We start from the raw sequence: 14,202 nt of genomic DNA on the forward strand, positions 1-14,202 counted from the left end.
TCAGACACGGTGCCAAGGCCCGATCCCGCTGCTACTGTGACGCTCGATCTGCGGTCAGCAGGCCGCTTCGGAGGGAGAACAGATTCACATGCGACGTATCCTCGGCCCCGTCTTGGTGGGCCTCGGCTGCTTCTTCTTGGCAGTCGCTCTCCTGGTGCGATTCTACGCCTACCCCGAGCTGGCGGTGGCACCGGTGAACCAGAACAGCGTCACCAAGCTCCAGGCAGAGGACGCCACCTACTTCAACACCTCCACGCTCTCCGAGGAGCAGACCGACCTGTCGGTGCAGAACCTCACCCTGGGTGACGCCGAGGCGACCGAGGAGGCCGGCGACGACGTACGCGTGTGGTTCGGCTCCACCTCCATCCGCGCGGCGGACGGCACCATCATCTCCCGCAGCCAGGAGCGCGTGGCCTTCGACGCCACCGACGGCGCGGCCGTCAACTGCTGCGAAGCCTTCAGCGAGACCACGGAGGGCGAGCGCACCGCCGCCAACCGCGAGGGCCAGGTCTACAAGCTGCCCTTCAACACCCAGAAGCAGACCTACCAGTGGTGGGACGGCACGCTGGGCGAGTCGGTCGACATGGAGTTCGTCGAGGAGACCGACGTCGACGGCCTGACCGTCTACCGCTTCGAGTCCGACGTCCCGGCCACCGAGGTCGGCACGCGGGAGATCCCGGGCTCGCTGGTCGACTCCGACGAGGCGGCCGTCACGGTCACCACCGTCTACGAGAACAGCAAGACGCTGTGGGTGGAGCCCGAGACCGGCGCCATCGTCGACCGCAACGAGACCACCCGCACCAGCCTGGAGTACGAGGGCGAGGAGGCGGTCGTGGCGACCGAGGCCAACCTCGAGTACACCGACGAGACCGTGGCGACCAACCGCGAGGACCTCGGCGACCTGGCCCAGCAGCTCTCGCTCGCCCGCACCACCGCGCCCATCGTGCTCGGTGTCCTCGGCCTGCTGCTGCTCGGCCTCGGCATCCTGCTGGCCCGTCGCCGCAGCGCCGACCCGAAGGCCGGCTGACCCGCCGCGACAGCGTCAGGGAGACGGCCAGCCGTCTGCCATCTCAGCCTCGTGGTCCGGGCTTGCTCGCCCGGACCACGAGGCTGATGCCTTTCCGGCCGCCGACGGGCAGCATCGACTCGATCGCGACGGCGGTGCGCAACCCGGCGTTGAGCACGGGGTGCACCGGCTCCATCTCGCTCTCGCTCTCGGAGTGCCGGCGCCGTCGTGCCTTCGCCACCGGGCGCAGCAGGACGTTCCACGAGCGGACGTCGTCGACGTGCAGGCCCACCGACTCCACGAGCGCGACCAGGCCCTCGCGGTCGTAGCGCCGGACGTGGCCGAGCGCGACGTCGTGGCCGCTCCAGAGGTCCATCCCTGCCGGGACCGCGACGAGCAGGCGCCCGCCCGGGCGCAGCACGCGCGCGGCCTCCGCGGCCACCTCGTCGTCCTCGACGACGTGCTCCCACATGTCGGTCGACATGACCAGGTCGAAGGTCTCGTCGGCGAAGGGCAGGTGGCGCGCGTCGCCGCGCAGCACCGGGAGCTGGCGGGCACGGGCGAGCCTCGCCGCCGCGGGGGAGTACTCCAGCCCGGTCACCGACCAACCGAGGTCGCGGAGCACGGCGGTGTTGCCCGCCGACCCACAGCCGACGTCGAGGGCGCGGCCGGTCGGGACCTGGCGCACGAGGCGCCGGACCAGCGCCCGGCGGCCGGCGTACCACCAGTGCTTCTGCTCGAGCTGTGCCGACTTCCGGATCTCGTCCTCGTCCACGCGGGCGAGCCTAGAGCACCTGCTTACGCGCATCCGCCCACCGCCCGGCGGCGACCTCACTAGGATTCGGCCATGGTCACCCAGGAGGACGTCGACAGGTTCGCGGAGCAGTTCGACGCCATGGCGGCCAACATCGAGCAGGCGCTGCTCGGCAAGGACCACCTCGTGCGGCTGACGCTGACCTGCCTGGTCGCCAACGGTCACATCCTGCTCGAGGACTACCCCGGAACGGGCAAGACGATGCTCGCCCGCGCCCTGGCCAACACCATCCGCGGGTCCCACGCCCGCATCCAGTTCACCCCCGACCTGCTGCCCTCGGACGTCACCGGGGTGACGGTCTTCGACCAGCAGACCTCGCGCTTCGACTTCCACCCGGGCGCGGTCTTCCACAACCTGCTCCTGGCAGACGAGATCAACCGCGCCTCGCCCAAGACGCAGTCCGCGCTGCTCGAGGTCATGGAGGAGGGACACGTCACGGTCGACGGGGTGACCCACGACGTGCCCCGTCCCTTCATGGTGATCGCCACGCAGAACCCGATCGAGCAGGCCGGGACCTACCGGCTGCCGGAGGCCCAGCTCGACCGCTTCCTCGTCAAGACCTCCGTGGGCTACCCCGACGCGGACGCCACCGAGACGCTGCTGCGCGGCAGCGCCATCCGCGACCGTGCGGGCCTGGTGTCCCCGGTGGCGGGCCTCGGTGACATCACGGCGATGGGCGAGGTGGCCGACCGCATCCACGTCGACGACGCGCTCATCCGCTACGTCCGGCTCGTCGCGGAGGCGACCCGGGAGCACCCCGACGTACGGGTGGGTCTCTCCCCCCGCGGCGCGCTCGCCCTCGTCCGGGTCGCCAAGGTGTGGGCCGCCGCCGCACGCCGCACGCACGTCGTCCCCCAGGACGTCGCGACCCTGGCCACCCCCGTCCTCAACCACCGGCTCCTGCTGCGTCCCGAGGCCGTGTTCGGCGACACCACGGTGGAGGCGGTGATCGACGACATCGTCGCGTCGGTCGCCGCGCCCACCGGACGCGGGTGATGGCACCGGCGGTCCTGAGGGGCGCCACGGCGGCCGTCTCACGACGGGTCACCCCCACGGGACGGGGTCTCGGAGGGCTCGCGCTCGTGGCGGGCTGGCTGGGGGAGCGCTACCAGTGGACCGAGCTCGTCCACCTCGCTGCCAGCATCGGGGTCGTGCTGGCGCTGGGTGCGGCGACGGTGCTGCTGCCCCGACGCGCGGTGGTCGACCTGGAGCTGCGACCCTCGCGCGTCACGGTGGGCGACGGCGCGGTGGCCGCACTCGACATCCGCGCCCACCGGTTGCCGCTGCTCGCCCCCACCTTCGTCGTGCGCACCGCGGGCGACGCACGCGGCGTACGCCCGTCGCTGGTGACGGCCTCCCGCCCGGCCCGGGTCGACCTGGCCCTGCCCACCGAGCACCGCGGCATCGTGGGCGTGGGCCCGACGGTCCACGTGCGCACCGACCTGTTCGGCGCCTTCCGTCGCGAGCGCGCGGTGACCCCGTCCCTGCTCCTGCACGTGCGTCCGAGGATCGTGCACCTGCCGTCGCTGTCGGCCGGGATGGTGCACGACTTGGAAGGGGTGCCCAGCGACCGGCTCACGGCGAGCGACCTCTCCTTCCACGCCCTGCGCGAGTACGTGCCCGGCGACGACCCGCGCCACGTCCACTGGAAGTCGTCGGCCCGCGCGGGGTCGCTCCTCGTGCGCCAGTTCCAGCTCACCCGCCACAGCCACGCCTCGGTGCTGCTCGACCCGCACCGGGACAGCTACGTCGACGCGGCGGAGTTCGAGCTCGCGGTCTCGGCCGCCACGTCCGTGGCCGTCCGTGCGGCCCAGGACGGCTTCGAGGTGGCGTTCGCGTGCGGTGACGACGTGACGGTGACGAGCGAGGTCTCCACCCTGCTGGACCTGGCCTGCCGGTTCACGTGGGGCAGCCGCGACCTGCAGCACACCTGTGCCCGGCTCTCGGGCGGGATGGGCGGCAGCAGCCTGGTGGCCACGGTGACCGGGAGCCGGGCCGACGAGGCGGCCGTGCGCCGCGCGGTCAGTCACTTCCCGACGTCCGCCGACGTGCTCGGCGTGCGCGCCGAGCACGGCGCCGAGCCCCGCACCGTGCGCAGCGGCCGGTCCACCTCCCTGGTGGTGGCCGACCTCCCGCACCTCGCGCCCCTGCTCGCGAAGAGTCTCGGATGACGACCGCCGAGCGCCCAGCCGAGCACCGCCCGACCTCGTGGGTGGACGTGGTCGCGCCGGTGGTGCTGGTGCTCGTGGTCCTGACCGCGCTGGAGGGCAGCTATTCCGACCGCTCCTACCTCGTCGTCGGCGGCCTCGGTGCCGTGATGGCCACGGCTCTGGCCACCGTCGCCTGGACGCAGGGCCGCTCGCGCTCGGAGCTCGTGCTCACCCTGCTGGTCCTCTTCGCCCCGCTCGGAGCACTGGTCTCGCGCCACGAGGGCGACCTCGTCACCGTCCCTGGACCCGACTCCATGTCCGCGGTGCTCACCGGTGCGGTCACCGGCCCGGGTGAGCTGCTGAGCACGATCCCCCCGGCGGACGCCGCGGGCGCACCGCTGGTCCTCACCTTCATCCTCGGCTACGTGCTGGCCGGGAGCTGCGCGGCGCTGGCGCTCTTCAGCCGGCGACCGGTCCTGCCGCTCCTGCCCGTCCTGTTCGGGCTGGTGCTCGCCATCCTGCTCGGCGTGCAGGACCCGGGCCTGGACGGCGTACGCCTGCTCGTGCTGGCCGCGACCGCGGTCGCGTGGTCGTCGGCGCGTGGGCACCGGGCCGGCCCGACGGCCGTGCGCAACGCCGGTGCCGTCCGGTCCCTCGTCGCGCTGGTGGTGGCCGGGGGAGTCGCCGCCCTGCTCGGGACCGTCATCGAGCCGCCGGCGCCGTCCGCCGACGACCAGCGCTGGGTGCTGCGGGGGCAGGTCGGCGACGGGCAGGACGTCTCCCGGCTGGACAACCCGCTGTCGCGCTTCCGCATCTTCACCCGCCAGCTGCCCGGCACGCCCGGCAACGTCTTCAACGAGACCCTCCTCAAGGTCACCGGGCTGCCGCGCGACACCCCGATGCGCTTCGTCACCCTCGACGTCTACGACGGCACGACCTGGAGCCCCGGCAACCGGACCGTCGAGGGCCGCAGCGACTCCCTCTTCCTCCGCATCGGGCAGGAGGTCGCAGCGCCCCTGCGCGGTCGTCCGGCGACCGTGGAGGTCAGCGTGCGCCGCGCCTACGAGGGCACCAGCTGGCTGCCGCTCGCCGGACAGCTGACCTCGCTCGAGTTCACCTACCTCGACGGCCGCGCCCAGCGCGAGGACGTGAGGTACAACCCCGCCACGCTCACCGCGATGGTGCGCGGCGGGCTGGTGCGTCGCGACGACTACGCGTTCACGGCCGTGCTGCCGCGATCGGAGCTGCGCGTGGGGATGATGCCCTACCGTCGCGGTCGCAGCCAGCCCGCGGGCCGGTTCCTCGACGACGCGCTCACCCCGTGGCGCCAGGCGTCCCTCACCCCGATGCAGCGCGTGTTCAGCGTCGCCGACTACCTGCGCACCAACGGGCGCTACAGCGACGGCGCCGAGTCGTGGGAGCAGCGCTTCACCGCCGGCCACGACGCCGCCCGGCTGGGCGCGGGGTTCTTCGAGGCGGACCAGATGGTGGGCGACCACGAGCAGTACGCCGCCCTGCTGGCGCTGGCGGCGAACCGTCTGGGCGTGCCCGCACGGGTCGTCGTCGGTGCGGTGCCGGGTGACGACGGACTGGTGCGCGGCAGCGACGTGACGACATGGGTGGAGGTCCGGGTGGCCGACGGCTCGTGGCGGGTCCTGCCTGCGGAGCTCTACCTCAGCACCCGGCCCCCGCGTCGCACCGATCCGCCGAAGCAGGACCCGGGCGCGTTCGTGGTCGCGGAGGAGGAGGCGGCGGAGAAGGAGAAGGGTCCTCGCTCGCAGCCGCCCACCGCCGAGCCCGAGCGAGAGACCCTGCCGCCGACCGCGGAGCCCCAGGGCTCCCGTGTGCCGGGCATCGTGGCCGGCGTGCTCGTGGCCCTCCTCCTCGTCGGCGCGGTCCCGGCGGCCAAGTGGTGGCGGCGGCGTCGGCGGCGCACGTCGGGATCGCCGGCCGGCCGGGTGGCGGGCGCGTGGCAGGAGCTGCTCGACCTCGTCGTGGACCTCGGTCAGCCGGTCCCCGCCGGCGCACCGCGGCCGACGCAGGCCGCGGTCATCGGGCGGGGCCTCGACCTCGCCCGGATGGCGGACGGCGTCTTCGCACCGGTGCCGCCCCGCGAGGACGAGGTGTCGAGCGCGTGGGACCTCCTCGCCGTGGAACGCCGCGACCTCCTCGCCCAGCACGGCGCCCGGGGGCGGCTGCGGGCCTGGTGGGGACCGGCGTCGCTGCGGGGCAGCGTCCGGACGGCGGTGCGACGGGCCTTCTCGGCCCCGCAGCAGGACGTCGTGCAGGCCGCGTCCCCGGACCGGGAGCACGCCGGCGAGCTCGTGGGGCGCTGAGCCCGGTCGGGCTCACACCCGACGGGCAGCGAGGACGACCGAGGAGCCGAACGGCAGGTCGCGGCTGCGGAGCACGCGATCGTCGACGCGGGTGGCGCGCAGCAGCGCCCGCTCGACCAGTGGGTGCACCTGCGGGAGCTCCGGCTCGGTGCCGGAAGGCGCGGGTGTGGGGGCGCGGCGCTCACTGATGCGTCGCCGCAGCCGGTCCGCGGCGAAGGCGGGGAAGGTCGCCCCGAAGGCGTACGTTGCCCGCTCGACGCGGAACCCTGCGCCGGTCACGGCGTCCACGGCGCGGCGGCGGGTGTAGCGCCGGTGGTGGTGGTTGGCCTCGTCGAACTCGGTCCACGCCCACTGGTAGGCCGGCACCGACATCAGGAAGACGCCGCCCGGTGCGAGCACCCGCGCCGCCTCGGACAGTGCGAGCGCCTCGGGTGCGCAGTGCTCGATGACGTCGAAGGCGGCGACCACGTCGAAGGACGCGTCGGCGAAGGGCAGCGCGGTGGCAGAGCCGCACACGCCGCCGGGGACGAGTCCCCGAGGGTCGATGTCCATCGCGACCTTGAGGTCCGAGGCCGCCAGCCAGCCGACGCTCGGGCCGTCCGCGCTGCCCACGTCGAGGACCCGCCTGGCGCCGGCGGCGTACGGCTCCAGGACGGTCTGCAGCAGCCGGGCGCGGGCGGTGTACCACCAGTACTCAGGCACGTTGAGCGACGGGGAACCTGCCGTGATCATGGCGCGAGTGTGTCAGGTGAGTGCTAGTTTTCCGTGGTGACCGAGGCGCCCGCACCATCCCCTCGGCACACCGTCGCCGTGGTCATCCCCGTCTACCAGGGTGAGCAGACCCTGCGGTCGGTCGTCGAGGAGCTCGCGCCGCTCTTCACGCCGCAGGTCACGGCCGGCGGCCACGACATGGTCGTCGCCGAGGTGCTGCTCGTGCACGACAACGGCCCGGACGACTCGCCGCGGGTGATGAGGTCGCTGGCCGAGGAGTTCCCACAGGTGCGCGCAGTCTGGCTGACGCGCAACTTCGGACAGCACGCCGCGACGCTGGCGGGCATGGCGTCCTCGGGCAGCGACTGGATCGTCACGATGGACGAGGACGGCCAGCACGACCCCGAGGCGATCGCGCGCATGCTCGACACCGCGATGCACGAGCAGGCCGGCGTGGTCTATGCGAAGGCGACCAACCCGGCTCCCCATGGCGTGCTGCGCAACCTCGCCTCGCGCTCGGCGAAGTCGGTCGTGCAGCGACTGGTCCCCGGCCCCGACATCGTCAGCTTCCAGAGCTACCGGCTCGTGCTGGGCGACATCGGGCGCAGCGTGGCGGCGTACTCCGGTGCCGGGGTCTACCTCGACATCGCGCTGGGCTGGGTCAACTCGCGCGTGGCGACCTGCCCGGTGGAGCTGCGTGCCGAAGGCGGACGCCCGTCGGGCTACTCGACCCGCGCGCTCGCCTCCCACTTCTGGCGCCTCGTGCTGTCGTCGGGCACGCGCGCCCTGCGACTGGTCTCGCTGCTCGGTGTCTCGGTCGCCGTGCTGGGTGTCGTCTTCGCCATCGGAGCCGTCATCGGCCGCTTGCTCGGCACCATCGACGAGCCCGGCTGGACCTCCGTCATGGTGGTGATGCTGCTGGGCGTCGGGACGGTGCTGTTCTCCCTCGGCGTGATAGCGGAGTACGTCGGCGTGTCGGTGAACACGTCCATGGGGCGGCCCAACTACCTGATCACCGGCGACCGGAGCCAGGGACCGCTGGGCCGACGGCCGACCGCGCTCCCGCATGACTGAGGAGCCCGCGACCCTCCCGGTCCTGTGGGTGGTCGGGGCCGGCGGCCTGCTCGGCTCGTCCGTGGTCGCCGCGACGGCCGCGTCCGGGACCGCGGAGGTGTGGGCGCCCCCGCGTCCGGTCGCCTGGGTGGCGGCAGACGCCACCCGGGTGAGCCTGGAGGAGATGGCGCGGGAGTTCCTCGCGCACGCAGCGGGGCGCCCGTGGTGGGTCGCGTGGTGCGCGGGCGCCGGCGTCTCCGGCACCTCGGCGGCAGACCTCGCGCGCGAGGTCGACGCCTTCGCCCACCTGCTGACGAGCCTGCACGAGGCGGGAGCGGGAGCGGAGGGGTCGCTGTTCCTGGCGTCGTCCGCCGGCGGGGTGTACGCCGGCTCGGCCGACCCGCCCTTCGACGAGGAGACGGTGCCGGTCAGCATCTCGCCCTACGGCGACGCCAAGCTCGCGCTCGAGGGCCTCGCGCGTGACTTCCAGCGCGACACCGGGTCCTCCCTGCTGATCGGTCGCATCGCGAACCTCTTCGGTCCCGGCCAGGACCTGTCGAAGCCGCAGGGAATCATCTCCCAGCTCTGCCGTGCGCACCTGCTGCACCGGCCGCTCTCGATCTACGTCCCGCTCGACACCATGCGCAGCTACGTCTACGCCCCCGACTGCGGCGCCATGGTGGTCGCCGGCCTGCGACGTCTCGACGGCGCGGCGACAGGCGGCGGACGTTCGGTGGTCAAGGTGATGGCGGCTCCGCACGCGGTGTCGGTGGGGTTCGTGGTCTCGGAGTTCGCCCGCGTCGTCAAGAGGCGCCCACTGGTGACCTTCGGCTCGTCGTCGACGTCTGCCTTCCAGGCCCGCGACCTGCGGGTGCGCAGCGCGGTGTGGCCCGAGCTCGACGCGCTCGCGGCGACGCCCTTCGTGGTCGGGCTCACCGCCACGCTGGAGCACCTGCGCAGGTCGGTCGCACTGGGGCACCTGGCCTGAGCCGGCCGTCCAGCGGCGTCGCTCAGCTGTCGGTCGCCTCGAGCGCATCGTGCATGCGGCGCCCGAGGGCCTCGAGGGTGGCGTACGGGTGGCGGTGGCCGCGACCGCGCAGGGTGACGACCGTCGTCCCCCGCAGGCCCACCGCGCCCACGGACACGCCGCTGCCCCCGCCCGTGACGGGATAGAACGCCAGCTCCTCGACCCACGGTGCATCGACCTCGCCGAGGTGGGACACGAGCAGGGTGGACCCGAGGCGCGACGAGAGCGCACCCATCGCGACAGTGGCGACCCGTCCGGTGAGGGACGGAGCGTCACCTGCTCCGGGCGGTGGTGGCTCGGGAGCAGCCGCGCGGATGGCGGCGCGCACCTCGGGGACGGACAACCCCTCCACGCCCCGGAGCCGGAGCAGGGCGCTGTGGTCGCCCACGACCGGGACCTCGCCTCCCAGCCGTGAGGCGCCGAGTGCGACGGCCACCCGCGTCGTACGCGCTCCGGCAGCACGGTTGTGGGCCGCGACGCCCTGCACGGCCGCGTGGGTCAGCTCGGCGACGGAGAGCCTGCGGGCGACGGTGAAGCGGGCGAACGCCTCTCCGGCCTCCCGCCGGCCCGTCGCGGCTGGTGCGGCGACCGGGGCGGGAGGTGCCAGCAGCGCCTCGGCGAGCCGTCGGGCGGTGGAACCGAGCGCCGACCCGCGTGCGGACCGCTCGCCCACGCCCCGGGCCGACGACGTGGCCGGCGCCCCCGTCGCCGCCGCCAGCAGCGCGAGGAGCCCCAGCCCGTCGCAGTGCTCGTGCTGGGCGCCGAGGACGACACGGTTCGCGGAGGCTGCAGCACGCACCGCGGCGCTCCCCGGCGCGACGACCTGCTGGAGGGCGTCCGAGCACTCGTCGGCGGCCACGACCGGTGCCGGGAACCCGGCGGAGGCGAGGCCGCGTGCGACCTGCTCGACGTCCACCGCCTCCCGCAGGTGTGCCTCGAGGGCGATCACCCACGCGACCGTCGGGTCCGCGACCCAGGTGCCGGTCGTCACCGGTCTGCCACGTGCGCGACGAAGATGGCCGTCCCCGGCGTCAGCACGCCCCGGGCACGTGACCACCCACCCCACACGCGGTCGTGGTCGGCGGGCCACTGGGGCTCCACGAGGTCGGTGAGGACGAAGCCGTGGCCGGCGAGGAGGCGTACCCAGTCACCGATGGTCCGGTGGTGCTCGACGTAGGACACCAGGCCGGTGGCGTCGTCGACCTCGACGTAGGGGGTGCGGTCCCAGTAGGACTGGGTGGCCGTCAGTCCCGCCTCGCCCGGGTCGTCGGGGAACATCCAGCGGGTGGGGTGGGTGACGGAGAAGGCGAAGCGGCCGCCCGGACGCAGCACGCGGGCGACCTCGGCCACGGCGTCCTCGATGTCGCTGACGAACTGGAGCGCTCCGAAGGAGCAGAAGACGATGTCGAAGCTCGCCGGGGCGAACGGGAGGTGGGTGGCGGTGCCCCGCACGGACGGGACCGCGACGCCGGTCTCCTCGTCGAGCCGCAGCGAGTGCTGGAGCTGGCGGTGGGAGAGGTCGAGGCCGAAGCCGCGACCGCCGCGGGTGCGCACCCAGCGCGAGCACTGCCCGGCACCGCTGCCCACCTCGAGCACGTCGAGGCCTGCGACGTCACCGAGGACCCGCAGCTCCTCCTCGGTGTGGCCCTCCGGCCCCCATACGAAGCCGGCGTCACCGAGGAAGGTGCCGTGGGTCGCCTGGTACTCGTCGGCGTAGCGGTCCCAGTCGGGGCCGTTGGCGCGACGCGACTCCTGCTCGGAGACCGCTCGGCGCTCGACGCGGACCGACTGGGGCAGGTGATCGTCCACGAGCGGGAGCCTAGTGCGCGCCCACGGCGCAACCGGGTCCCCGGACAGGTGTCTGCCCGGGGACCCGGTCGTCGTTGCTCCGCTCAGCCGATCCCGAAGGAGTCGCCGAGGCGGCCCGCGATCCGTCCACTGCGGATCCGCGGGTCACGCGGTCCCGAGCGCCAGTCGGCGGGGTTGGACCTGGCCTTCACCTCGGCGCCGTCACGGACGCCGCCCTGGTCGGTGTCGCACTTGGAGGGGTCGGTCCGGTCCTTGCCGAAGCGCTTGTTGGCCTTGCCGGTCTTCTCGACCTTGTCCTTCAGGCCGTCGCGGTCGGTGTCCTTCTTCGTCGGGTTGGAACGGGTCCTGCCGATGACGAAGGCCTTCTCCCTGGTCCGCACCTTCTGCTTGATCTTGTAGCCGCGGACCTCCCTGCCGTCGGTGAGGCCGTCCTTGTCCGTGTCCTTGGCCAGCGGGTCGGTGCGGACGAGGATCGCCGTACGCGTCTTCTTGCCGCAGACCTCGAAGCGCTCCTTGATCCGCACGCCGGCGACCTCACGACCGTCGGTGATGCGGTCGTCGTCGGTGTCGCGATCCGTGGGGTCGGTCCCGTGGAGGTCGACCTCGGCGCCGTCGCTCAGCCCGTCGTTGTCGGTGTCGGCGTCGAGCGGGTCAGTCCCGTGGACGTTGACCTCCTGGCCGTCGGTCAGGCCGTCGTTGTCGGTGTCGGGGTTGTCCGGGTCGGTCCCGATCGTCCCCTCCTGGCCGTCGGGCAGCCCGTCGCCGTCGGTGTCACCGGGCGTCGAGGGCGTCGTGGCACCGACGATCGTGAAGGACACGGTGTCGGCGGGGCTGACGTTGCCGTCGGCGTCCGCCTGCGTGGCGCTCACGGTGTGCGCCCCGAGGGGCAGGGCCACCGTGGACGAGCACGACCAGGTGCCGTTGGTGGCCACCACCGCGGTGCAGAGGACGGTCGAGCCCTCCGTGACGGTCACCGTGGCCCCGGCCTCGCCGGTGCCCGAGATCTGCGGGGTGGTGTCCTGCACCGACGCGCCCTCGGCGGGCGCGACGATCACCGGTGCGGCCGGCGGAGTGGTGTCGCCACCGTCGGGCACGACCGTGACGGTCGTCGTCGCGGTGTCGGTGTTGCCGGCCTGGTCCTCGGCGGTGACGGTGAGGGTGTGCTCGCCGGGCAAGAGCGGCAGCGTCGGGTCGCAGGACCAGGTGCCGTCGGACCGGACCGTCGTGGTGCAGACCGTGAGCCCGCCCTCGGTGACGGTGATCGTCGCTCCGGCCTCGCCGGTGCCGGACACCACCGGCGTCGGGTCGTCGGTGCTGGACCCGTCGGCGGGCGTCAGCACGCTCACGGTGGTCGTGGTGTCGACCTCGAAGGTGACCGTGTCGGGAGCAGAGGTGTTGCCCGCGTCGTCGGTCGCCGTGGCAGAGTAGGTGTCCTCGCCGTCGGGCAGCGGTGCGGTCGGCGTACAGCTCCAGGAACCGGTCACCGGACCTGCGGTGGTCGTGCAGATCTCGTTGCCCTCGGAGTCCTCCACGACGACCGTCGAGCCGGGCTCCGCGGTGCCCGAGAACTCAGGCGTCGCGTCGCTGGTCAGGTCGCCGTCGGCCGGGGCCTCGATGACCGGGGCGTCGGGCGCCGTCGTGTCCTCGGCTTCGGGGTCGACGGTGAAGGTGGTCGTGGCGGTGTCGGTGTTGCCCAGCTCGTCCTCGGCCGACACGGTGAGCGTGTGGGCTCCGGGGAGCAGCGGGAGCGTCGGGTCGCACGACCAGGTGCCGTCGGACTGCACGGCCGTGGTGCAGACCGTGAGCCCGCGCTCGGTGACGGTGATCGTGGCTCCGGCCTCGCCGGAGCCCGCGACCTCGGGCGTCGGGTCGGCGGTGGTGGACCCGTCGGCGGGAGTCAGGACGTCCACGGTGGTCGTGGTGTCGACCTCGAAGGTGACCGTGTCCGGCGCGGAGGTGTTGCCCGCCGCGTCCGTCGCCGTGGCGGAGTAGGTGTCCTCGCCGTCGGGAAGGGCCGTGGCCGGCGTGCAGCTCCACGTGCCGCCCTCGGCGACGTCGGTGCAGACCTGGTTGCCCTCGGAGTCCTCCACGACGACCGTCGAGCCCGGCTCGGCGGTGCCCGAGAACTCGGGCGTGGAGTCGTCGGTCACGTCACCGCCGGCAGGTGCCTCGATGACCGGCGCGTCGGGAGCGTCCTCGTCGAGCGAGGCGCACTCGACGCCACCGCTGGGCGCGCTCGCCCGCACGGCCATCGGTGCCACTGCGAGCGACACGTCGGCGACTGCCGGCAGGAGCGGAACGGCGTTGGCCACCTGCAGGTCGATGCGCAGCAGGGCGTCCAGGGTGGCCTCGCCGGTCGCGCCGGAGGACTGGTTCGTCGGCGTGAAGGCGGTGATGGTGAGGTCGACGAGGGGCTCGACGAGCACCGGCAGCTCGATCTCCTGCGGGGACGCGTTGAGCGGGATGTCGACGACGTTGCCGCCGACGTTCGCCGTGATCGTCGGTGGGTCGACGAAGCCGGCCGACCCCGCTGTGCCGTCGGAGCGTGCCTGCAGGACCACGGGGTTGGTCACGTCCACCGTGACGGCACCGCCGAGCAGGTCGATGTCGCCCACGGTGGTCGTGGCGGTGGAGACGACGTCCGAGCCGTCGGCATCGTCGACGAGGGCGGTCCGCGTCCGGGTCTCGGACGCGGTGACCTCGGCCAGGGTGCCGACAGGCGCGGGCGCGTCGACGAGCGTCACGCCGGCCAGGGTCGTGCGCGAGTCCGAGAGGACGCGCTCCCCGTCCACGGCCGGCACGCAGGCGCCGGTGCCCGCCCACGCGGCCTGGACGTCACCGCTGACGACCCCGACGTCCGCGACCAGGTCGACCGGGACGTCGAGGAGGTCCTCGGCCGGGGGATCGGCGCTGGGCGGGGCCGTGACCGAGACACGGTCGGGCGAGATCCGGAGGCCGTCGAAGAGCAGGCCGGCGTCGAGGTTGGCCGACTCGGCGCTCGAGGTGCCGTCGCTGGTCGTGCTGGCCACGGTGCTGCGGCTGTGGCCGACCACCAGGCCGGCGAGGTCGCCGGCGTCGAGGACCTGTGCGGAGAGGTCGACGATGTCGGCGTGGGCGTCGGCGGAGTAGGCCGCCGGCAGCGGCGCCGCCGCGGCGGGCTCCTGGGCCAGGGCCAGCAACGACCCGGGTAGTGCGAGGGCCACGGTGATGGCCGCTCCTCTGGAGAACCGGCCCCGTGACCGGTGCTGTCGTCGTGCCTGCATCTGTCGAACCCCCCTGGGTGCTCGCCGTCCGCA

At 73.5% G+C, this 14,202-nt stretch carries 11 protein-coding genes; 6 read left to right on the plus strand and 5 right to left on the minus strand.

Features of this window, described 5'->3' with window-relative positions; genetic code table 11:
- Positions 1-88: 88 nt before the first annotated feature.
- Positions 89-1,027 (plus strand): DUF3068 domain-containing protein, encoded by a 939-nt coding sequence (locus CFI00_RS11145; protein ID WP_207085197.1) that lies wholly within the window; start codon positions 89-91, stop codon positions 1,025-1,027.
- A gap of 43 nt (positions 1,028-1,070) precedes the next feature.
- Here CFI00_RS11145 and CFI00_RS11150 read toward each other — a convergent pair whose 3' ends face one another.
- The gene (locus CFI00_RS11150; RefSeq protein WP_207085198.1) at positions 1,071-1,781 is read right to left on the minus strand and encodes a class I SAM-dependent methyltransferase; all 711 of its coding nucleotides are present in this window, start codon (positions 1,779-1,781) and stop codon (positions 1,071-1,073) included.
- Between the two features lie 72 nt (positions 1,782-1,853).
- Between CFI00_RS11150 and CFI00_RS11155 the strand changes: the two genes are divergently transcribed.
- From CFI00_RS11155 to CFI00_RS11165, 3 genes are read left to right on the plus strand one after another with little or no spacing between them, the layout of a single operon-like run.
- A complete protein-coding gene (locus CFI00_RS11155; protein ID WP_207085199.1) occupies positions 1,854-2,816 on the plus strand; it encodes a MoxR family ATPase in 963 nt (320 codons plus the stop codon).
- Entirely contained in the window at positions 2,816-3,991 is a 1,176-nt protein-coding gene (locus tag CFI00_RS11160) for a DUF58 domain-containing protein (RefSeq protein ID WP_242532872.1), read from the plus strand. The genes CFI00_RS11155 and CFI00_RS11160 overlap by 1 nt, the downstream gene beginning before the upstream one ends.
- The gene (locus CFI00_RS11165) at positions 3,988-6,306 is read left to right on the plus strand and encodes a transglutaminase domain-containing protein (RefSeq protein WP_207085201.1); all 2,319 of its coding nucleotides are present in this window, start codon (positions 3,988-3,990) and stop codon (positions 6,304-6,306) included. Before CFI00_RS11160 ends, CFI00_RS11165 begins: the two co-directional genes overlap by 4 nt.
- Positions 6,307-6,318: 12 nt before the next feature.
- On the opposite strand, the gene CFI00_RS11170 is transcribed toward CFI00_RS11165, so the two are convergent.
- Positions 6,319-7,038, minus strand: a complete 720-nt coding sequence (locus CFI00_RS11170; protein ID WP_207085202.1) for a class I SAM-dependent methyltransferase — start codon at positions 7,036-7,038, stop codon at positions 6,319-6,321.
- A gap of 36 nt (positions 7,039-7,074) precedes the next feature.
- On the opposite strand from CFI00_RS11170, the gene CFI00_RS11175 reads away from it, so the two are divergent.
- On the plus strand, positions 7,075-8,091 hold the full coding sequence (locus CFI00_RS11175; protein ID WP_207085203.1) for a glycosyltransferase: 1,017 nt from the start codon (positions 7,075-7,077) through the stop codon (positions 8,089-8,091).
- Complete coding sequence (locus tag CFI00_RS11180; protein WP_207085204.1) at positions 8,084-9,058, plus strand: SDR family oxidoreductase; 975 nt, start codon at positions 8,084-8,086, stop codon at positions 9,056-9,058. Before CFI00_RS11175 ends, CFI00_RS11180 begins: the two co-directional genes overlap by 8 nt.
- Positions 9,059-9,080: 22 nt before the next feature.
- On the opposite strand, the gene CFI00_RS11185 is transcribed toward CFI00_RS11180, so the two are convergent.
- The 3 genes from CFI00_RS11185 to CFI00_RS11195 all read right to left on the minus strand — a co-directional run bounded on the left by CFI00_RS11185 (position 9,081) and on the right by CFI00_RS11195 (position 14,109).
- A complete protein-coding gene (locus CFI00_RS11185; RefSeq protein ID WP_207085205.1) occupies positions 9,081-10,088 on the minus strand; it encodes a hypothetical protein in 1,008 nt (335 codons plus the stop codon).
- Complete coding sequence (locus tag CFI00_RS11190; protein ID WP_207085206.1) at positions 10,085-10,906, minus strand: class I SAM-dependent methyltransferase; 822 nt, start codon at positions 10,904-10,906, stop codon at positions 10,085-10,087. The genes CFI00_RS11185 and CFI00_RS11190 overlap by 4 nt, the downstream gene beginning before the upstream one ends.
- 83 nt (positions 10,907-10,989) lie before the next feature.
- Positions 10,990-14,109 (minus strand): Ig-like domain-containing protein, encoded by a 3,120-nt coding sequence (locus CFI00_RS11195; protein ID WP_207085207.1) that lies wholly within the window; start codon positions 14,107-14,109, stop codon positions 10,990-10,992.
- Positions 14,110-14,202 lie beyond the last annotated feature (93 nt).

The sequence above is a fragment of the Nocardioides sp. S5 genome (genome assembly GCF_017310035.1).
Taxonomy (GTDB): Bacteria; Actinomycetota; Actinomycetes; order Propionibacteriales; family Nocardioidaceae; genus Nocardioides.